The sequence below is a fragment of the Desulfobacter sp. genome, from assembly GCF_050177295.1.
The window spans coordinates 1-21,407 of record NZ_JBFXHE010000032.1 but is presented as its reverse complement, the minus strand read 5'-3'; the positions used below and the strand labels follow the sequence as shown (position 1 = coordinate 21,407).

At 49.6% G+C, this 21,407-nt stretch carries 19 protein-coding genes; 10 read left to right on the top strand and 9 right to left on the bottom strand.

What is annotated here, in order from left to right; all coding sequences use genetic code 11:
- Together AB7U36_RS04450 and AB7U36_RS04445 are read left to right on the top strand one after the other, a co-directional pair.
- Nucleotides 1–836, top strand: an 836-nt coding sequence (locus tag AB7U36_RS04450) for a DUF3732 domain-containing protein (RefSeq protein WP_428158607.1), incomplete at its 5' end; no start/stop codon positions are given.
- Nucleotides 837–936: 100 nt separating this feature from the next.
- Nucleotides 937–1,674: a DUF5131 family protein gene (locus AB7U36_RS04445; protein WP_428158606.1), complete on the top strand. Its 738-nt coding sequence runs from the start codon at nt 937–939 to the stop codon at nt 1,672–1,674.
- 316 nt (nt 1,675–1,990) lie between these two features.
- On the opposite strand, the gene AB7U36_RS04440 is transcribed toward AB7U36_RS04445, so the two are convergent.
- From AB7U36_RS04440 to AB7U36_RS04405, 8 genes are all read right to left on the bottom strand, one after another.
- Nucleotides 1,991–2,938 carry a metal ABC transporter substrate-binding protein gene (locus tag AB7U36_RS04440; RefSeq protein WP_428158605.1) on the bottom strand — a complete coding sequence of 316 codons (948 nt, stop codon included), beginning with the start codon at nt 2,936–2,938 and terminating at the stop codon, nt 1,991–1,993.
- 47 nt (nt 2,939–2,985) lie between these two features.
- Nucleotides 2,986–3,891, bottom strand: a complete 906-nt coding sequence (locus tag AB7U36_RS04435) for a metal ABC transporter permease (protein ID WP_428158604.1) — start codon at nt 3,889–3,891, stop codon at nt 2,986–2,988.
- A 22-nt stretch (nt 3,892–3,913) separates the two neighbouring features.
- Nucleotides 3,914–4,624, bottom strand: coding sequence for a metal ABC transporter ATP-binding protein (locus tag AB7U36_RS04430; protein ID WP_428158603.1), 711 nt, complete (start codon nt 4,622–4,624; stop codon nt 3,914–3,916).
- The gene (locus AB7U36_RS04425; RefSeq protein WP_428158602.1) at nt 4,605–5,573 is read right to left on the bottom strand and encodes a metal ABC transporter solute-binding protein, Zn/Mn family; all 969 of its coding nucleotides are present in this window, start codon (nt 5,571–5,573) and stop codon (nt 4,605–4,607) included. Before AB7U36_RS04425 ends, AB7U36_RS04430 begins: the two co-directional genes overlap by 20 nt.
- The gene (locus tag AB7U36_RS04420) at nt 5,570–6,229 is read right to left on the bottom strand and encodes a DUF6162 family protein (protein WP_428158601.1); all 660 of its coding nucleotides are present in this window, start codon (nt 6,227–6,229) and stop codon (nt 5,570–5,572) included. Before AB7U36_RS04420 ends, AB7U36_RS04425 begins: the two co-directional genes overlap by 4 nt.
- 170 nt (nt 6,230–6,399) lie before the next feature.
- Nucleotides 6,400–7,815 carry a sensor histidine kinase gene (locus AB7U36_RS04415; protein ID WP_428158600.1) on the bottom strand — a complete coding sequence of 472 codons (1,416 nt, stop codon included), beginning with the start codon at nt 7,813–7,815 and terminating at the stop codon, nt 6,400–6,402.
- Nucleotides 7,793–8,470, bottom strand: coding sequence for a response regulator transcription factor (locus AB7U36_RS04410; RefSeq protein ID WP_428158599.1), 678 nt, complete (start codon nt 8,468–8,470; stop codon nt 7,793–7,795). Before AB7U36_RS04410 ends, AB7U36_RS04415 begins: the two co-directional genes overlap by 23 nt.
- 12 nt (nt 8,471–8,482) lie before the next feature.
- Nucleotides 8,483–9,049 (bottom strand): TetR/AcrR family transcriptional regulator, encoded by a 567-nt coding sequence (locus AB7U36_RS04405; RefSeq protein ID WP_428158598.1) that lies wholly within the window; start codon nt 9,047–9,049, stop codon nt 8,483–8,485.
- A gap of 180 nt (nt 9,050–9,229) precedes the next feature.
- Between AB7U36_RS04405 and AB7U36_RS04400 the strand changes: the two genes are divergently transcribed.
- Nucleotides 9,230–11,125, top strand: a complete 1,896-nt coding sequence (locus AB7U36_RS04400; RefSeq protein ID WP_428158597.1) for a heavy metal translocating P-type ATPase — start codon at nt 9,230–9,232, stop codon at nt 11,123–11,125.
- A 1,026-nt stretch (nt 11,126–12,151) separates the two neighbouring features.
- On the opposite strand, the gene AB7U36_RS04395 is transcribed toward AB7U36_RS04400, so the two are convergent.
- Entirely contained in the window at nt 12,152–13,195 is a 1,044-nt protein-coding gene (locus tag AB7U36_RS04395) for an IS110 family transposase (protein ID WP_428158596.1), read from the bottom strand.
- A 300-nt stretch (nt 13,196–13,495) separates the two neighbouring features.
- On the opposite strand from AB7U36_RS04395, the gene AB7U36_RS04390 reads away from it, so the two are divergent.
- The 7 genes from AB7U36_RS04390 (at nt 13,496) to AB7U36_RS04360 (ending at nt 21,098) form a co-directional block, all read left to right on the top strand.
- On the top strand, nt 13,496–14,071 hold the full coding sequence (locus AB7U36_RS04390) for an RNA polymerase sigma factor (protein WP_428158595.1): 576 nt from the start codon (nt 13,496–13,498) through the stop codon (nt 14,069–14,071).
- Between the two features lie 37 nt (nt 14,072–14,108).
- Nucleotides 14,109–14,609, top strand: a complete 501-nt coding sequence (locus tag AB7U36_RS04385; RefSeq protein ID WP_428158594.1) for an anti-sigma factor family protein — start codon at nt 14,109–14,111, stop codon at nt 14,607–14,609.
- Nucleotides 14,596–15,114, top strand: a complete 519-nt coding sequence (locus AB7U36_RS04380; protein ID WP_428158593.1) for a hypothetical protein — start codon at nt 14,596–14,598, stop codon at nt 15,112–15,114. Before AB7U36_RS04385 ends, AB7U36_RS04380 begins: the two co-directional genes overlap by 14 nt.
- Nucleotides 15,115–15,248: 134 nt before the next feature.
- On the top strand, nt 15,249–17,159 hold the full coding sequence (locus tag AB7U36_RS04375) for a TonB-dependent receptor plug domain-containing protein (protein WP_428158592.1): 1,911 nt from the start codon (nt 15,249–15,251) through the stop codon (nt 17,157–17,159).
- A 104-nt stretch (nt 17,160–17,263) separates the two neighbouring features.
- Nucleotides 17,264–18,136, top strand: coding sequence for an SAM-dependent methyltransferase (locus AB7U36_RS04370; RefSeq protein WP_428158591.1), 873 nt, complete (start codon nt 17,264–17,266; stop codon nt 18,134–18,136).
- Between the two features lie 8 nt (nt 18,137–18,144).
- On the top strand, nt 18,145–19,548 hold the full coding sequence (locus tag AB7U36_RS04365; RefSeq protein WP_428158590.1) for an APC family permease: 1,404 nt from the start codon (nt 18,145–18,147) through the stop codon (nt 19,546–19,548).
- A 23-nt stretch (nt 19,549–19,571) separates the two neighbouring features.
- On the top strand, nt 19,572–21,098 hold the full coding sequence (locus AB7U36_RS04360) for a hypothetical protein (RefSeq protein ID WP_428158589.1): 1,527 nt from the start codon (nt 19,572–19,574) through the stop codon (nt 21,096–21,098).
- Nucleotides 21,099–21,407: the final 309 nt, after the last annotated feature.

Genomic DNA, 21,407 nt, shown 5'->3' with positions numbered 1-21,407 from the left:
AAATGGTGTCTGGAGATCGGCCCAAACTTGAAGCGTATATAGTGGAACAGCAACAAGCCATTTACCAATTAACGGAAGATATTAATTATCAAGAGAAAGAGCTTTCAGCAGCGATTCAGGCCAATGAGACCATAGCTGAAATGGAAACAAGAAATAATGCTGCAGCAAAGGTTGCAGGCCGGATAAGCTTATTCCTTGAGACCATACGCCCTGATCATGAAATGGACTCGTTGGAAACCGAAATCAGAAGGGTGCAAAGGAAAATAGAAACTCTACAGAAGAAAATAGGAAAAGATAATACGGAAGAACGTATGGCTTCCGTGATGAATACTATATCTTCTACAATGACAAGCTATATCCGGGAGCTGAATGCTGAATTCAGTGAATTTCCTTTCCGCTTTGATTTGCCCAAACTCACCGTTGTTGCGGATCGGCCAGGCCGGCCTCCAGTACCAATGGATAGAACCGGTGGCGGTGCAAATCATCTGGCTTACCATTTAGCGGCACATCTTGCTTTACACCAATTTGCTTTATCAACTAAAAGGCCGATCCCTTCCTTCCTGTTCATTGATCAGCCTACCCAGGTTTATTTCCCATCGGAAAAAGTATACAAAGAAGCTGACGGGTCAATTCAACAGACTGAAAAAGATGCCGATCTTGAGTCAGTTAGGAGACTTTTCAAATTCCTTTTAACATTTGTTCAAAAATATGCACCTGGTTTTCAAATCATCATTACAGAGCACGCAAACCTCCGAGATGACTGGTTCCAAAAAGCTATCATTGAAACACCCTGGGGGAAACCACCGGCTCTTGTTCCAGAAGAGTGGCTGATCTGATTTGCATGATTGCCGGAGAACAAAAGAGTGGCGTAGTCAGGACCGCCTAAAAAAAACATGCTATTAATTTAACAGCAAATAAGATGATCAGGGCATTGATATGTCAGAAAATTCAAAAATAGAATGGACAGAATCCACCTGGAATCCACTGACCGGCTGCTCAAAGGTGAGCCAGGGATGCGCACACTGCTACGCTGAAAGACTCGCAGCCAGACTAAAAGCAATGGGAAACCCAAACTATCAAAATGGCTTCCAATTGACACTTCATGAAAACCAGCTGGCAGTTCCGTTGCGATGGAAAAAATCCCGAATGATTTTTGTCAATTCAATGAGTGACCTGTTCCATGAAGATGTCCCATTTGAGTTTGTCACCAAAGTATTTGATACCATGATCAAGGCCAAACAGCATTATTTCCAGGTGCTGACCAAAAGATCAACCGTGCTGAGAAATATTGCTGATAAACTGACCTGGCCCAAGCATATCTGGATGGGCGTCAGTGTAGAAAACCATAACTATACTTACCGAATTGATAATTTAAGATCCACACCTGCAGCCGTGAAGTTCCTGTCCCTGGAACCGTTATTGGGACCGGTACCGGATATGGACCTGACAGGAATTGACTGGGTAATCGTCGGAGGGGAATCCGGCCCTGGTGCCAGGAATATGAAGAAAGAGTGGGTCCTGGACATCAAAGCCCAATGCATTGAAAAGGACGTCCCATTCTTTTTTAAACAATGGGGTGGAGTCAACAAGAAAAAAACAGGCAGGTTGCTGGAAGGCCAAATTTGGGATGGAATGCCAACCGTATATGAACATCCAACCCTCCAGGTCAGCTGACCAGCACCATGGAAGTCCAAGCCGGTATTAACTTGGTCGGCATAAAGTTCAATTAAAGTACGGTCAAAGTATCAACGTCAACACAGTGTTGAAAAACGGCCTCAACTCAATCCCTTTTGATCTCGGACGTTCCCGCCTGATCCCGGGTTATCACATGTTTTTCCCCTGTACTTATCCCCCCTCTGCACAACATAGATCAAGTTCAGGTCTTTTTTTGTAAAAAGTTGATCTAAGCAAATGTTGATTTGGGGTCGGGGTGTTTGATTTGGGGATTTGAGGTGCCCATTAAAGGGCAGCACCAAGCAAGTCAGGCAAGTCAGTTAAGAGCATCCGCCAGGACACTGAGATTGTGCCGCATGGTGTCCAGATAGGTTTCAGCCGATACTGGATCGGGGCGTGTACCCGGATTGATGTTGTCCAGCACGACTATCCGGGCGCCGCTGTTTTGGATGGCCACCATGATTTTCGGGTCCGGGGTCCATTTTTGAATCACCGCGGTTATCCCGTTGTCCCGGATGGCCTGTTCAAAAACGGCGATGTCTTCATCGGTCCAGTTGATTTCAGGCTTGAGAAAGTATCGCACCACATCAATATTGAAGTTTTCCGTCAGGTATACAAAGTCCGTGGTCATGGCAATGACTGCTGGGTTGTCAAGTTGTACAAACCGGGATTCATAGGTGGATCTCAACTTGAATACCTGCTGTTTAAAAGTTTTCAGGTTCTGGCTGATGGCGGGTTTGTCTTTTGGGCTTAACCGCTCAAGGTCCTGGGCAATGATGTCCGCCATCCGGGAGGCATTGGCCGGGCTGATCCACAGAAGTCGGCCCGGAACCTGATGTCTGCCGTCTTCAGACGGGGCGGATAAAAGTGGAATGCCGGCCTTTTGACTGTCAAAGGGCATGGCCGCATCAATTTCAACAACCCGGATATTTTCTTTTCTGGCGGCAGGGAACAGCGGGTCATTTGGCCAGGCACTGCGAAGGCAGACAACGGCAGTGGCTGCTCCAAGCGTTTCCGACAGTGCCCTGGCATGGGTTTTCATATACTGGGGCTGGCTCTCCATGGATACTTTTTCAGGGAAGAGATAGACCGCCCTTAATTGGGTATTACTGCACAATTGTGCCGTGATTGAATAGGTGGCCGGAAAAGAGGTCAGGATGGTTTGAGACTGTTGAGACTGGGAGCAGCTCTCCTGTGCATATACGGCCATGGGCCAGATAATGGATATAACCAGGCTTGCAGCGGCCATTATTATTTTTTTCAAAATAGACTCCTTTGCATTTTTTTTATTTAATTTCCGGGGTGTTGTCTTCAAATGGCCGCTTCTTTGAACTGGCCTGCAGCCATGCGTATGAGTGCTGTGATCAGAAAAAACATTGATGCCACAAGGATGATTGCCCCGCCAGAAGGAACCGGAATTTCCAGTTCCATGGGCAGGATTACGCCAAGAAGGCAGCTGGCAGTGGAAAAGGCCACCGAGTAAAAGAAAAAGCTTTTCATGGACCGGCTGATGTTCCTGGCCGATGCCGCCGGGATGATGAACAGGGCCTCCACCAACACAGCCCCCACGATCTTGAGGGCCGCCACCGTGATAATCGTGATCATGAGGATGAACAGGTACTCCAGAAGCCGGACCGGAATGCCCCGGACATGTGCCAGGCTGGGGTTGAACGATGCCATCAGCATCTTGTTATACAAAGGCAGGCCTAAGGCCGCACAAATAACCGAGATGACTAAAAGTACGTTCATGTCCGTGTCATTGACGGTGAGAATCGAGCCGAACAGGATGTTGTCCAGCACGTGCATGTTGATTTTGCTGGTCACATAGAGCAGCACACAGGCGCCAAATGCCAGGGAGACGGATAAAAACACCCCGATCACCGTGTCTGACGACATTTTTGTCCGGTTTCTTGTAAAATTCATCAACAGGCCGAACAATATGCAGAACTCGAACAGGGAGGCATAGGGAGAGGTATAGGGTTCGCCCAAAACGATCCCGATGGCCACGCCGGTCAGGGCGGCCTGGCCCACGGCCTGGGAGAAAAAAGCCAGGTGCTTGGTGACCACCATGGTGCCCACCCCGCCCAGAAGCGGACCGATCACTATGGCACATAAAATGGAGTTGATAACAAAGGCGTATTTAAAAGATTCCGGCAAAACCCCGACATTTGCCCAATTTTCACAAAATAATCGTAAGATGTCATACAGGTGGGTCATGGTTAGGTTTCCTTTGGAAATATTACTGTGTGGAAAAAGCCTCAAGTACCTGTCCGTCCGTGAGCACCCGGTCCGGGGCCCCGGAAAACATCACCCGTCTGTTCACACAGGTGACGGCATCGGCCATGGCTTTAACCTCTTTGAGATCGTGATGAATCCAGAAGATGGTGGTGCCCCGGGATTTCATTTGGATTAAAAGATCCCGCAGCATGCTGCCGCCGTCCTTGTCCAGCCCGGTCATGGGCTCGTCCAGGATCAGGAAATCAGGCAGGGGTAAAAGGGCCTGGGCCAGAAGCAGGCGCTGACGCTCTCCGCCGGAAAGCTGTCCCATAGTGCGTTTTCGTTTTTCCTTCAGCCCCACCCGGGAGAGGGCCTGGTCAATGGCGGACCGCAACTGCGCCCGGATACCGGCAAACGCCGGTAAATCCTGGCAGACCATGGCCATGAAATCATCCACGGTGATGGGCAGGGTATGGTCAAATGTGAGCACCTGGGGGACATAGCCCATGGTCAGTGGGCCGTCTCCAGCAATGGAAATCTGTCCCGTATGGGGCATCTGACCCAGAAGAGAGCGCAGCAAAGAGGTCTTGCCCCCGCCGTTGGGCCCGATCAGGCAGTGAATGGTGCCCGGCTCAATGGTAAAGCTGATATCTTCCAGGATGGATGTATTGCCCAGGGAGAGGTTCACCCGGGCAAAGGTGACCCCGGGGCCCTTAACTGCCGGTGTGTTCATTTTGATTCCCCCTGTTTTGCCCGCGTCTGTCGTGGGATTCGATCAGGGCTGAAGTCAGAGCTTCAATGTTTGCCCTGAGCCCCTCTTCAAAACCGCTGGCTGTATAGTCGCCCGATGTCAGGTGGGAGAGATACCGAATCCGGACCCCGGTTTCCCGCTGGATGCTATCCACATACTTGTCCGGGAAGTTCATCTCGGTGAATACCACATCCACATCCAGATCCCTGATCTTGTCGATGGTTTTGGCAAGCTGGCTGGCCGTGGGCTTCAGCCCGTGGCCGGGCTCAATCACCGTGGTGACTTTAAGGCCGAACTCCTGGAGCAGGTAGTCATATCCCCCATGGATGGTGGCACAGCGAAAATCCATGTCCGGCAGTGCGGCAAGCTTTTCCATGTACATGGCCTTCATCTGCCGTAACCGTTTGACATAGTCCCGGGTATTTTTGCTGTAAGCGTCTGCATTGTCCGGGTCCAGTTTTTTAAGGGCCTTGGAAATATTGTAAATCTGCTGGATAGAGGCGGTAATGGAGATAAAGGTGTGGGGGTTGACCATTTTTTCCCCTGTGTCGGTACCGGCAATGGGGATCAGCGACACCCCTTCATTGGCATAAATCAGGGGGAGTTTGCCTTTCAGGCGCGCCGCTTCCAGGATTTCAAAGGCAAATTCATCATGACCGATACCATTGACGATGAGAACGTCAAAATCCCTGACCCGCTTGATGTCATCGGGCTGAGGTGTGTAGGCATGGGAGTTGAACCCCGGTTTGATCAGCGGCAGGACCGTTGCAAGATCCCCCACAATATTGACGGCAAAGCTGTAGTAGGGGTGAAGGGTCACGCCGATTTTAAGCCTTTCGCGGGCGGACGCCTGGGGTGAGGATGCGACCGTCATCATAACGGATAATGCGGCAGCCAGAATCAGGCTGCGTACCTGTTTCATGTATCTCATGAGGGGATCTCTCCTTTTAATCGTTTCACTTCTTCTTCTCCCTTGTAGGGCACCACCTCTTTCCAGCCTTTGGCGATCAGGCCCGGATCTGTTACGGTTCCGGGAAAACCAATCCCGGCCCGGTCATGGTGCCAGATCTCCCATGGCCCGTGTTCAGGCCCGGTTTTTCCAACTTGCGGCGTGCCGTGGCTGTGCTGCATGATTAAAAGAAAGCAGCCCGGCGCCTGTTCGCTCCCGGGCCTGCCAAAATAGACGGCCATATGCCGGGTTCCGCTGTTCAGCGTCTTTTGTTCCCATGCCATCCGTCCCCGTGTCTCCCATACCCTGTCCCTGGTAAAGGGCGGGATGCCCTGGGCTGACAGGTCTTTGGGGGATGGCCATGCATCATCCTGTTCGTCATGGATGCTTTCAATATCCATGGCTGCGGCGTAAAGGTCGTTAAAGGTTCCCTGTTCCAGGGTATCCAGATCCTCAAAGGCCGATATCTGGTGGGCGCTGAGCACGTTGTGGTCACCGGGTCTTGTGCGGGCGGCAATGACCGATCCTGAAACAGCCACCACCAGGGCCACTGTCACCAGAAGCCAGATCACCTCGGCCCGGGTACTGACGGGTTTGACAATGTATTGCTGCATTTCAAATTCCTGTTGTTTGTTCATGTCAATCATGCCTCAATTTTATTAAAATATTGAACATGTTTAGCATGTCCAACTTATCCCAACCTTAGCGCAAGATTAACAGATGGTAAGGTGGAATAATCCTGGAATAAAAATGCAGGGGCCGCTGACACAGATCCGTATTCAGGATCAGGGTCAGGGCAGATGAATTTTCAAAATGATTTGATGGCTGGCACCGGCAGGCTCAGCGTGCAGGTCGTGCCCCGGCCGGGGGTCGAAGAGATATCAATGGTGCCGTTGTGGGCCTTTGCAAAGGCCATGGCAAGGCTTAAGCCCAGGCCGTTTCCGGGCAGGGTGCGACTCTGGTCTGCCCTGTAAAACCGATCAAATATCCGGGGCAGTTCGTCCGGGGGAATGCCCATGCCCGTGTCCCTTACTTTGAACACAGCCATACTATCGGCAAGTTTTACAGACAGGAGAACCCGGCCGCCGGAAGGGGTGTATTTGATGGCGTTGTCCACTATATTGCCCAGGATTCGCTGGATTTTGCGCCGATCCCCGGAGACCGTGATGTCGGCAACGGTACCGGTTTCAAGGCTGACGTTTCTTTGTTCCGCAAGGGGGGTGAAGAGGTTCATTGTTTCTGATATCAGCTGAGATGCCGGCATCCGGTCAGAATCCATCTCTTTTAATCCCGCTTCTGCTTCGCTGATTTCCAGCATGGTGTTGATCAGGTGAATCAGGCGGTCACACTCTTCCACAATGCTGCCAAGTGTCTCCACTCCCCGGGGCGGCATGGCCGTATCTCCTGCCGCCATCTCTGCCATCCCCCGGATTCGGGCAACCGGGCTTCTTAAGTCATGGGCAATATTGTCGTTGACTTCCTTCATCTCCCGGACCAGGGTCTGGATGCGGTCGGCCATCCGGTTGTAGCTCCTGCCCAGCCGCACCATTTCCACGCCGGCCCCCTGGAGATCCACCCTTGCCTGAAAGTTGCCGTCCGCCACCCGATGCACGGCCCGGGTAACGGCACCCAGCCCGGACAATGCTTTTCTTGCCATGACCACCCCCGCACCAATGCCTGCCGCGCCCATGGCCAGCACAAGAATGGCAGAGGCGGTGCGCACCTTGGCAAGAAACGCGGTCTCCTCTGCCAGGAATACGGTAATCTGCAGGAACCGGTCCTTTGTGATGACGGCCGTCAGCACCCGGGCTTTTCCCGGGCCGTCAGCCATCTCCATGTCCGTGAATATCAGGCCCTGAGCCCTGGCCTGGACAAGCCGGTTGGGGTCCAGGGAACAGCACTGCCAGGCCGAGGCATCAGAACAGGCAAGGATAACGCCCACCGGGGAGACCAGGCGGTAAAACACCCGCGAAGTGCCCCTGGCCGCTGCTTCATCAAGAAATTTCCCCTGGATGACAGGAAGCGCATGGAAGGCCGCGTAATGCTCAAGGGCCCGTTTCTGCTCCATCAGCCGCCGGTCAACCCCGCGCATGACATGGGATGAGATCATTGCGTTCAGGCAGATAATCCCTGCAAGACAGATCAGCCCGAAAATCAGGGAATAGGAGAGCCCGAGTTGAAAAGAAAGACTGCGACGCTGTTCAGATAGGCGTTTCCAGAACATAGCCGATCCCTTTGACGGTTTTAATGACTTTTTGTCCGGTCTGGTCAAACAGTTTTTTGCGCAACCGGGAGACACAGGCCTCAACCACATTGGTGGTGGGGTCAAAGCTGTAATCCCAGACATGATCCATGATCATGGTTTTGGAGATAATACGGTCCGGATGCCGCATGAGATATTCCAGCAGGGCAAACTCCCGGGGCTGGAGTTCAACCCGTTCATCATTGAATAAAAGCCTGTGTTTGATCACATCCATTTCAAATCCCCGGTACTTCAGCGAAACAGGTTCAATTACGCCCGAAACCCTTCGTAAAAGCGCCTGGAGCCGGGCCACCAGTTCGGCAAAGGCAAAGGGTTTGACCAGGTAGTCGTCGGCACCGGCCTCAAGGCCCCTGATCCGGTCCGACACGTTCTGGCGGGCGGAAAGGAAAATAATGGGGGTTTTCACCTGTTGCGCCCTGGCTTGCGCCACCATGGAGATTCCATCCATCCGGGGCAGCATGATATCCACAATAGCGGCGTCGTAACCGGCGGTTAAAAGCATGTCAAGCCCCTGTCTGCCGTCCTGGGCATGGTCCACGGCAAATCCGGCCTGCTTGAGCCCATTTACCACAAAGGTCACGATTTTTGCATCATCCTCAACAAAAAGAAGTCTCATGTGTCGCCTCAACTATTGAACTATGGGCTGAATAACAGATGTATAGTATTCAGAAAGTATTTCCGGGGACGGCGTCATATTGTTTTTTTGCCACCACCGAACCAGGTTGATAAAGCTTGCGCAGATATGGTCCATGAGAAAATCCCTGGGCACGTTTAAATTTTTGTACTGGCTTGAGTTATAAATGTGTCGGCCTGCAAGCTCATTGAAATAGTGACGGAAATAGTCCTGGAACAGCTCCCCGCTTTCACAGGTCAGAAGGACGATCACCTTTTTGCCGTGATCCCGCAAGTGATACAGGATATGCGCCACAAAGGCCTTTGGATCTTCAGACGCCATGGAAAAATCATGGGTTGGTTCCGCTTCCGGGGGTTGGGAAAAAACATGTTCAAACAGGTCTGCACACAATTCCCGCAAAAGATCATCCTTCTGGGGGAAATGGGCGTAAAAGGTGGTCCGCCCCACATCGGCCCGGTTTATGATCTCCTGAACGGTGATTTGTGAAAAACTTTTACGGATTAACAATTCACTGAATGCGTCAAAAATCGCCTTTCTGGTTTTCCGCTGCCGCCGGTCCATGCCCCCTCCTTTTCCGGCACATTTTCAATAAATTGTCCGGTACTGGATATCCTGTCAATATCATGCCTTGAGTCGTTAATACCCCTTTGTTACCTTATGATCAAGAACAAAATGTTCGGTAAAGTATTTTGCGTGCTTTACCTGAAAACATAGAGACGTGCAATATTAAAGGAACAAAGGATGTTTAAAAAAATAAGTGAGTTATTCGCAGAGCTCAAGATGACCGTTGTCTCGGGTATATTCCTGGCCACAAGCCTGGTTTTGATGCTCACGGGCGTACAGTTTCAGCTTGATCCGGCATGGATGACCATTATTTTATCCGACTATCCCCTGCTTTACCTTGCGGTCACGCGGCTGGTGTATGAAAAATGGGTCTCATCCGCTCTGCTGATCTCCATTGCCATGGTGGCCTCATTATGCATCAAAGAGGTCTTTGCAGCAGGGGAGGTCGCCTTTATCATGGCCCTGGGCGCTATTCTGGAAGACATCACCGTTGCCAGAGCCCAAAAAGGACTGATAAGCCTCATGGCCATTGCCCCGGCCCGGGGACGAAGGCTTGTGCACCGGAACGGCAGGCTCGTTGAAGAGATCATCCCTGCGGACCGGATCCGGACAAAAGATATGATCCGCATCCTGCCGGGGGAGACCATCCCTGTTGACGGGCGCGTTATTTCCGGCAATACATCCGTTGACCAGTCCATTATGACCGGAGAGTCTCTGCCGGTGGACAAAACTGTCAGCGACAAGGTGTTCTGCGGCACCATGAACTGCTTTGGTGCCATTGATATCACGGCCACACAGGTGGGAGAGGATTCCTCCCTGCAGACATTGATCCGCCTGGTGCGGGAGGCTGAGGATAAAAAAGCCCCCATGCAGCGCATTGTGGACAAATGGGCCGTATGGCTTGTACCCATTGCCCTTGGCATTGCCGTGGGCGCTTTTGTGATCACATGGGCCATGGGGTATCCGACCATGGCGGCGCTGAACCGTGCGGTTACCGTTCTTGTGGCGTTCTGCCCCTGTGCGCTGGCCCTGGCAACGCCGACCTCCATTGTTGCCGCCATGGGGCAGGCCACCAGGCACGGGGTGATTATCAAATCCGGAGAAGCCCTGGAAACCATGGGCCGGGTGGACACAATCGCCTTTGATAAAACAGGGACCCTGACATTCGGCAGGCCGGAAATCAGCGATATTGTCAATTTTGACCCTGGCCTGGATGACGACCGGCTGTTGGCCCTGATGGCCTCTGCCGAGGCAAAGAGCGAACACCCCCTTGCCAGAGCCGTTGTCCGGCATGCCAGTGTGTGCGGGCTTGAGCCGGATACTGCCGCTGATTTCAGAATGGAGGCAGGAAAAGGGGTTCAGGCCGGGATCAATGGCCATACAGTGCTATGCGGAAACCAGGCCTACCTGGTTCAAAACGGGGTTGCCATACCTGACAGCGCTGTTGAAACACTTGACGCGCTGCGCGCCATGGGCAAGGCCCTGATCCTGATGGCCGTTGACGGGAAATGCGCCGGTGTGGTCGGCCTTTCCGACGGATTTCGCCCTGCCGCGCCCCAGATGGTGGCAGACCTTGCCGCCATGGGGACGCAAACCATTGTGCTCACCGGAGACAACCCAAAAGCGGTGGCTGCCATTGCCGGCCGGGTCGGTATACAGACAATCCGTGCCGGGCTGCTCCCGGCACAAAAAGTGGAAAGCATTACAGACCTGCAGAAACAAGGCCGGTGCGTCTGCATGGTGGGCGACGGGGTCAACGATGCCCCGGCCCTGAAAACTGCGGATGTCAGTGTCGCCATGGGGCAGATGGGCAGTGATATTGCCGTGGACGCCGCCGGTATCGCACTTTTGACAGATGACATTTCAAAGATACCTTACCTGAAAAGGCTTGCACGGGCCACAGTACATACCATCAAGGTAAACATCACCGCCTCCATGACCATCAATGCCGCTGCCGTTACCTTGTCTGTGCTGGGAATGCTCAACCCTGTGACCGGGGCACTGGTCCATAATGCCGGGTCGGTGCTGGTGGTCCTCAATGCCGCACGTCTTTATGACCGGAAATTTCTTTAGTATGCCTTGAAATAATCAATTCCGGCCCTGTATTTTCTTATAACGAATAATGAAAGTCTTATCAGGATGTTAGTGAGACTTTTATATAAAAGAATTATGCGCAACTGACGTTAAGAAGCAAGATCAGTAGAGGGCAACCCATAAAACATGCATTGCCTGGTACCTGATTCCTATCGGCTGAGCTGTGATCAATGAAAAAAAATAGGATCTGAGACAGGATCCCCGAATCTGTTTCAGCTCAGGCAACAGTACAGGCAAATTCCCCGCAGATCAAATTAAGCCAGGAACAGGTATTCTCTTCCTTCGGATCTTGGTTCAGAACCATTCGAACCAATTTCGCGCCATCTGAGCTTGTCACGGCAATCGCTTTGCGCCAGACCTTTTCTGGATTTCTCTCTGATTCATCTCAAGATTCAATCTTCAAGAAATTTATCATCGAAAGAATAGATCTGGATAGAACGGAAGGATTGCGGCTTGTGGCATGAGCCGTTTTGTTTTAAAAACGGTACTTCCATGAGAAGGCTTATGTCAAGAGCTAATTCGTTCACGAATTATCCTTTTTACCCTCCTCCAACGAGTCTCGACCGTCACGCTTCCATCCGCACTCTTTGTGGGGCTGCCATTTGCCCCGGTGCATTTTAATATCCGTGGGCAGGAGCTGCAATCTCTCTAACGCAATTATACGTTGTCAGTGGCAACTGACATATTGCAAGGGACCGGTCGCAGTCTCCTGGATGAGACGTTGGAAACTTATTAGGTTGCACCTGCCGCCTACCGGCTGATATTATCTTATTGTCGGCTCGGAGGATAGGGCAACGCTGGGAAGCAACCCGAGCGCCGCAGTCGGTGACGAAGACATGGGGGCGGGTACACTGCACCTGTACCTGCTCCTCCCCCATGTTTTTGTCCTCAATGCGATAAATCCCGGGGGGGATGGGGGGCAGGCCCCCTTACAATCGGGTTACCTTCCTTTAAATTCATCAATAGTTAAACATCCTTTGCCATAGTTACTGCGGTGTTCAAATTTCAGGCGGCTTTGTTTACACCATAAAAGGGTTGGTATTGTTCTCCAGACACCCAAAGGCGATGTAACAATACTGACAGCTTCCTATCTACTGCAACAGCAGCGCGTTTCTTAGCGTTTTTGCCTCCACGGGTACATAATGACAGACCGTGATGTCTTAAGTTACTTTCCGGGCCAAAAGGCCCCATAATGTAATGGGCGCTACTTACCAGCAATTTACGCAGATACGCATTGCCCGCTTTGGTTATGGGAAGCTGTTTATCAGTTTCCCCGGATTGATCCCTCCTGGGAGTCAGCCCTAAATATGGTCCAACCTGGCGACTGTTTGCAAACCGGGCAGGGTCTTCTATCGTTAAAACAAAACACAGTGCTGTGATTGGCCCTACGCCGGTGACCTGGCGTAGTTGTTGCGTTTCCGGATACCTTTCGTTACTCAATTGTTCGATTGTTTGCTCAAGCTCTTTGATCTGTTCATTTAAATGGAGAATAGTATTCAACACGGAATCAATAGCAGGTCTGAGTTCAGACGGTATGAGTGGTTTGCAACGTTTAACAAAAGCAAACGAGCTGCATTGGGGCAGGCGCTCTCCTTCTGTCTTTATAGTGCCCCGGACATGGTTAATCAGTTGGGTTCGGCTTTTCACTAAAATATCTCGGGAGTTGATAATTGCCAGGTCTGCCTGTGCCTGTCTGCCGCGATGTTGCAGCGGATGTAAAAGTCTGGGTTCAACTCGGCAAACCATACCCAGTGTCCGTGCGTCACGTGCGTCTGATTTATCAGTACTGTCCCAAATCACGCGAAGTTTACGGGGGTTACCGACATATACCGTCAAGCCCATTTCGGTGAGCATCCGGCTGATCCAAGGGGAATGGGTTCCAGCCTCAATAGCCACTTTTGCGTATTGATATTTCTTGAAAAATTTGTTGAGCCCGGCTTTGGTATTATTCACTTTGGAAATCTCCAGTTCATTTCCATCACCGTCAAATACAACGGCTATGTGAAACTTGTCTCCTAAATCCATTCCGATTGTGATATTGCTGTTCATGGCTGGTTCCTCCTTTTTTGCAGCCCTTTGGGTGACTGCGTTATTCTATTTTATTAGCGTGATTGTATCACAGCTAGTCGGAGGGACCAGCCTTCTCATATTATCTCTCAAGTAAGATAGTTTACGGCTAAAAAGCCGCCCTCTACTCCACAGAAATTTCATTTTGATAAATTTCTTTATAAGTTTTCAATAACATAAAGTGTTAGAAAAAGTTTTTTAAAAAAGATACAAGGGATTTTTCTTTGTTATCCGTTAAAGTGTTTTAGAATAAACTTAAAATTAGGCATATATGTATAAGTTTTGATTATTGAACAGTTAAATTTGAATTGCCACTCAAGTGATGAGACGCTTATTCTGGCCGCCGGTCGTGGAGATACCCGTGCTTTTTCCGAAGTTGTCCGGCGTCACCAGCAGTGGGCCTGGCAGATTGCTCACCGGTTTTGCGGAGATGAGCATGAAGCAGCAGATATTGTGCAGGAGGCTTTTTTAAACGTTTTTGCCGCATCGGGACGATACAAGTCCCAGGCAAAATTCAGAACATATTTTTATCGGATCATTACCCATATTTGTATAGATAAAGCTCGGAAAAAGAGTCCCTGTTTTATGGCAAATATTCCTGAGTTCACAGAAAAGGGAAAAAGCGCGGCTGAATTTATGGAACACGAAGAGACAGCCCGGACCGTCCGAAAAGCTTTGGACGGTCTGTGCCCTGCCCAGCGGTTGGCCGTAATTTTTCGATATTATGAGGAACTCAGTTATAAAGAAATTGCAGCGGCGTTGTCTACTACACCAAAGGCTGTGGAAGGGCTTCTGACCAGAGCAAGGCAACATTTGAAAACCTCGCTGGTATCAAAAATTTATTTTGAGGGGGACTGAAAACAATGCCGGACTTGCAAATAAGGAGATTTCATAAATGAAGTGTAACGCGGCACGTAAGCGTTTAGGCCCGTATCTGGACAGGGAGTTGAATTCGCATTCAACCACTGAATTGAGACAACATCTGGCAGTCTGCCCGGACTGTCGGCATGAACTGGCAGCCTTGAAGAATATCAGGGGCGAGCTGGATCGCCTATCCGTTCCTCCGTTACCTCCCTTTCTGGCCGCAAGGATTGCGGCCTGTGCAAAAGAGCAGGCCCCCCTGTCGCCGATGGCGCGTTGGTTGAGATTATTTCCCGTGCAGTATTCAAGATGGATGGCCCCGGGTGCTTTATTTTGCGGGGTTTTAATAGGAACCATCATGGGACTGTCCGGCCCGGGCAATTTGGACAAGGTTTCTTATTTATCACAAATTGGGAATTCTGATGCCAAAATGGACTATGTCAGTTCTCTTTGCTGTTGCAGCTCATTGGATCAGAACAGTATTGAGAAAGTTACTTTGGCACTGATGGAGAACGAACTGAATGAATCGCTTTAAAGTTTGCATACTGGCGCTCTCTCTTGGTTTTAATTTTGCCTTTGCCGGGGTTTGGCTGTGGAGACCTTTGTCTGCAAACTGGATAGCGCAACCCAACCAGGCCATTTTAAATCAGAACCCCTCATCCCTTCATCGGCGCCTCGAAGTGACTCAAGAGCAGTGGGTGCGATTATCCCCTTTAGTGGATGCCTTTAAAATGGAATCTAAAGAGGAACGCAAGAAAATAGGGGCTCTTCGCTGCAAACTTTTAGACCTTCTGGCGGCACCTGTTGTAGATAAGAAAGCGGTTGAATCCACTCAGCACCAATTGTGTGCGTTGATCCTTGATATGAAAAAAAGAACCATCAATTTACTGCTTGGAGAGAAAGACGTGTTGTCCGAACAGCAGTACAATGCCCTGATCCGGGAAATTCGTCAGCGAACCTGTAGTGAGGGAGGCCATTCGAAAAAAGAGGGCTCTTTTACTCGGATTCTTATTAATGATCCCGATTTTAACGAATACTGATCCAAAATATTCTTAATCTCTTGGTATTGACTTGTGTGAGTTATCGGTGTTTTGGAACTTTGTGTTGGTTGGGTATAATATAATAATTATGAGATTATTTAGTTAGTATAGTTGAAAAACAAAAGGAGAAAAAGATGCACGTAAACTCTAAAGGGCTGCTTCTGGGTATTGGCTTGTTTACTCTGTTTTTGTCCCAGGGTGCCTGGGCGGACGAAAACGGTCTTGAAGCTGTCGAGGTCGAAAGTATTGTGGTCACGGCGACATCCACGGAAAAAAGTCTTAAAGAAGCCCCGGGTGCGGTTGAAATTATTACCAGCCAGGACATTGCGGACATGAATGCCCAAAATTTGGCAGAAGCAGTTGAAAATGCCACCGGACTTGTGGTGACTACACAATCCGGCCGAAACAAAACCCCGTCTATCCGGGGAACCAACGCCAACCAAACTCTGATCCTTATTGACGGGCGCAGACTGGCAGACGGGTTTAAATCCTATACGGGTATGGAGCAGATCCCTGTGGACATGATCGATCATATCGAAGTGGTCCGGGGAACGGCCTCTGCATTATACGGCAGTGATGCCATCGGAGGTGTTATCAATGTTATTACCCGGAAAACGCCTAAAAAACTTGCTTTGGAAGCAGGGGGGCAAGTGGGCCAGACCGGGTACAAGAATGGCGAATTAGTTAACGGACATGCCCTGGCAGGAAACCGTTTCGGCAATGTGGGGCTCCTGTTGGCTGGCAGTGTTAAGTCCCAAAATGGGTATAACAAATATGGAGAGGAAGCGGACGACATGGATGAGACGTTGATGAAATCCATTGCCGGCCGGGCTTCTTTGGATATCTCCCCGGATCATCAGGTCTCTTCCGGATTTGAATATGTGCATAAAAACAGCGAAGGGTATCGATATCTTGAGAGTGCCGACAGAAATCGGGACGCCGATGACGACCGTTTTAATATATTTGTTGAATATGACGGGAAACCCACACAGACCTCCAATCTGATGCTTCGTGCCAACCATTCCCAGCATGAATCTGATATCGAAATTACGCCGGAAACATCTAACGTCTCCGGCATTATCGGTGATGATGGCCATGCAACACGTGAATTGGAACAATTTGAAGGCCGCTACAGTATTACGTGCTTCCAGAAGCATCTGGTGACAATAGGGGCCGAGGCCAGAAAAGAGAGCCGGGAAGATGATGACGGGCTTGATAACAGTGTTGAAAATGTCAGCGGACTTGTTCAGGACGAGTACCAGATTACCGACCAGTTTTATCTGCTGTTTGGCGGAAGAATGGATGACAACTCGGATTTTGGCTCCTATTTTACGCCCAGAGTATCTGCCACATATGAATTTACAAATCATTTCCGGGTAAAAGGTTCTGTAGGAAAAGGGTTCCGGGCACCGGACATCAATGAACTGTACGTGACCGGTTATAAAAAGAAGGGGCAGGAAATTTACCAGAATAATGAAGATCTTGAGCCTGAAGAATCCGTTAACTATGAAATCTCTTTTGAGGGGGAAATTCAAAAATTTCATGGCCGGATCACAGGCTTTCAGAATGACATTGATGATCTGATTGATTCAGTGTTTGACTATAGCGTAATCAACAAAAAAGGCAAAACCACAACATACTACACCTGGCAGAATATCGACGAAGCCAGAATCCGTGGTGTCGAATTCGAATTGGGCGTGGATCTGCCCCATGGTTTTGATTTATCCGGAAATATGACGTATCTGGACACTGAAAATAAAGAGACCGGAGAGGCCCTTGAAGATCGTCCGGAGTGGGCAGGTCAGGCCAAGCTGGGATATACCAATAAAGAGTTGGGATTGAGAACCAGCCTTCGATTTGTATACACCGGTGAGAGTGAGGACAGCACCGAGGATGATTCCGTGTCTCGATTTGATTTCAAAATTTCAAAAGCATTGGGTGAACAAACAAACCTCTATCTCGGCATGAAAAATATATTTAACAGCAACGTCGAAGACGGCGAAGAACCCATGTGTTTCTATGCCGGTTTTCAACTCAAATATTAACCTGTTTTTTATTGTCTAACCTGGGCCGGGGTTCCTTTTCATGGATTTACCCCGGCCTTCACCAACAACAGTTTGTCGTAATTTAATGAAAGGATTTAAATCTGATGAGACTTTTGCGTCTAAAACATTTACTGCTCACAATTCTATCGTTAAGTGCCTGTATTATTTGGTCTTGCGGTGCCTTTGCCGCAGGACAGGAAACCGGTTTTTACCTAGTTAGTATTGGTTGCGGAGATCCGGACAACATCACGGTTCGGGCCATAAAAACCATTGAAAAATCCCAGGTGATTTTTTGTGATGACACCATTAAAACCATGTGGCCGGATCTTTTAAAAGGCAAAGAGTGTCTGCCAACGCCTCCTATTGCCATTCATAAATATTTCAGGGCCAAGGAGTCCGGATTTGCTCAAGGGAATCCAGAACAAAATAAGAAGGCCGCCAAAGCAGAGAAAGCCCTTAAATCATTTGTCAAAACAGTGACCGATGCGGTGAAATCCGGCAAGATAGTTTCGCTTTTGGATTATGGAGATCCTTGTATTTACGGGCCCTATATCTGGACGGTTGATGTGCTCAAACAATTCAATCCAAAAGTGATTCCTGGCGTCAGCAGTTTTAATGCCGCCAACGCCGCCATCGGAAGGGGTTTAACCTTTGGACAAGCCGCAAAATCTGCCATTCTAACCAACGGAGCGGATCTTCGGGACGGCTATGAAGGTGCGGACACTCTGGATCGTCTGTGTGCATCCCATTCCTCCATGGTGCTTTTTACCATGTTTACGGATTTTGAGAAATTGGTAAAAGAGTTGTCTTCAAGATATCCTGAAGATACGCCCATGGCCATTGTTGTGAAGGCTGGATATGAAAAGGATGAGCAGGTGATTAAGGGTACGTTGTCCGATATTGTTGCCAAAGCCAAGGCCTTTGGCAAGGTGCCTTTTGAGAATTTAATCTATGTCGGCGATTTCATGGCGGAGTAAACAATACAATGGCCGACACATCTTTGAAGCGTGAAATCGGACTGACTTCTGCGGTTTGTCTGGTGATTGCCAATATGGTGGGGACAGGAATCTTTACCACGTCGGGATTTATTATCCAGACACTTAACGAGCCGTGGATCATGATGCTTTGCTGGTTGATGGGCGGTTTGTTTTCCCTTTTCGGGGCGCTATGCTACGCAGAGATAGGGGCCAGGTTTCCGGGGGCAGGCGGGGAATATTTGTTTTTGTATAAAAGTTTCGGAGAGTTGCCCGCTTTTATCTCGGGATGGATTTCCCTTGTGGTCGGCTTTTCCGCTCCCATTGCCGCTGCCGCCATTGCACTGGCCCACTACGGGAGCCTGCTTTTGCCTCCCCATTTTGCTGTTTGGGGACTTAGTTGTTCAGCAGATACGGGGAAAATCATAGCGGCCTGCCTGGCTATTTTGTGTTTCTCCTTTGCCCATTACTATAGCGTTAAGCTGGGCAAGGGAATTCAGAATCTGCTGACGGCATTTAAGTTGCTGCTGATTCTTGGCTTTGCTGCCGGTGCCTTTTTGTGGGGCCAAGGAAGTTTTGATCACTTTGCATCCAGGGTGGCAGGAGAGTCTGACGGATTTTGGGCCGTACTTTCCGACGGGCGTTTAGCCGTGGCCCTGGTCTTTGTCTCTTTTGCCTATTCCGGATGGAATTCTGCGGCATATTTGGGGGGTGAAATCATCCGGCCTCGGACCAATTTACCCCGGGCTTTGATTTTTGGTACCCTGATCGTGATTTGTCTCTATTTGCTGCTTAATGGGGTTTACATTTATGCGGTATCCCCTAGTCTGATGGCAAATGCCCCAGATGTGGGCGCCCGAGCAGCCATTGCACTGTTCGGATCAAGATTCGGGCATCTGTTCAGCGCCGGTATCGCCATGGGGCTTTCTTCTGCATTAAGCGCAATGATTGTTACCGGTCCCAGGGTCTATTATGCCATGGCCCGGGATGGTCTGTTTTTTAATATGTTCGGCAGGGTGTCACCGGAACGGGGGACCCCTGGTGCGGCCATTTTTTTACAGGCGGTTCTGGCCATTGTCATGGTGGTCACGGCTTCTTTTGAATGCCTGCTGATTTATATCGGGTTTACCCTCTCTTTAATGGCCAGCCTTACGGTATTAGGGATGATGCGCTTAAGACGTAAAGAGGGGGGAGCCCATGATGGCAAGATTTATCATACCCCGGCATATCCGGTTATCCCGCTGTTATTCATAGCAGGAAATTTATGGATTGTTGCCTTTTCTCTTTATGGACGTCCTGTTGCGGCTGTCTGGGGTGTTGGCACTATTCTGGCCGGGCTGCCTTTTTACCTGTTTTTTAAAAATCGTGGACTGCCTTGCTTGTCTGACGCTTCGCCTGTCCACAACGAAAAATAAATTTGAAACGAAAGGAAATGTTTATGTCACGGAAAATTGCAAAACTCTTTATTTGTACCGGTTTGTTTTTCTTAGCTGTGGGCTGCATTGAGGGGCTTATGTTCCCCACTAAAATGCCCTTAAAATCTTTTTACAGTGCTGTTTTTCAGATCCCGCCCAACATGGTTAAAAGTTTTTTTGCCCATTTTGTGGCCAAAATTCATACCCATGTAAATCTCATTGGCTGGGTGGGATCGGTTCTTATGGGGCTGCTCTACTTTATTGCACCACAAATTGCAGGCCAGAATCAGGATCAGGATCAGGATCAGGATCAGGCGCAGGCGCAGGAACAAAAAAACTATCCTGCGATGGCTGCATATCTGAATTGGGGGGTGCATACACTTGGGCTTTTGATGATGGTCATCGGGTTTCATCTCATCGGTCATATCGGCCTGTCCGCAGGATTTGAGGAGGGATCTACCCAGTTTCGTCAGGTGGTGGACCCGGTAAAAAATCTGGTCATGGGCGGAGGCATTCTAATTACCCTGTCGGTATTTTTGTTTATCTATAATATGATAAGAATCCTTTTTTCTTCGGTTAAGGCACCCCAGAAAGCTCGGGGACTTGCCGCTGCTGCTGTGGGGCTGGTTGTGATCAGCCTGGTGTTTCCTTTGGGAACGGCCCAGGCGAAAGCCGTGAAGATAAATGCAAACCAGCCGGAGATTATGGTCGGAGACCGTCTGGTAGATGTGACCAATAGTCTGGGCGCGCTCCCATCGGCCATGTCCGTTCGCTGTTCCATGTGGCCCCTTTGCGATACCATGAAATATTCAGTTCAGGTGCTTGGATGTCCTTCCTGCCTGACCAAGAAAAAGGGGGAACCTTTATTGAAATTCGCCCGGGACAATAACATCTCCCGGGTTCTTATTGAAAAGAATGATCAGTTTTGCCTCTATATGCCGGAACTGGATCTGAGCGTTTTGGGGAAGCTGCTCTCTGAAAAAGGCCTGACGGTGGAATATGTAGATTTCAACCAGGGGCTTCCGACGGCAGTAAAACAGACGGCTGAGAAGTTGTCGCTGTCGGGTAAGGCGGACTCGGTTTTGGCGGACTATAAAAAAAATATGGAGCAAACTCAAAAATTCATTAAAGAACGGTCCTTTGCAGGGACAGTTGTCATTGTAAGAGGGACCTACCAGGCCCAGAGCGGCAAAACTTTTTTGCGCATTGAAGCTCCGGGAGGATATACTGATAAATTTATACTCGAACCTTTGGGCATAAAAAATTCAGGTGGTTTGGCCGTCCCGGAGGGTAAGAAAATTGAAAAGGGGCACATTTTAGTCCGCACCCTTTCCGGATTACTCAAGGCCGCTCCGGATGCCATTGTCATGACCGGTGATGCGATAGCCGTGCAAAAGGCTTTTGCCAGAGCGTTGGAAAAGACCCCGGCTTTGGCCGATGTGCCTGCGTTTAAAGATCACGCCATTTATAGCCTGCCTGGCTATATTGATTCTTCCGTAATAGAATACCCTGAAATTTTAAAACAATGGGCGGATGTGCTTGCCCGTTGATAAGCGCTCTGCCGGGAAGGGAAATTATACCCCTTCCCGGCAGTAAATTAGAACGCAACCAAATAGTTGATGACTCAATTACTACTTCCGGGGACAGAAGTAGTGTTCGAAAATGCTTCCTGCAGAAGGGGATTGTTTTGGTAAAGACGCTGCATACGATGTGCTCAAGGGGGAGTACTCTAACTTGAGCCTATAACTCCTGGTCCGTATCAGGCGGTATCATTTTTTCAATTATTGACCGATGAGAATCTGATTTATTTGTATATTCGTTGGGGATGACGCCTGTAGCCCGGATATTTCACGAGGTTT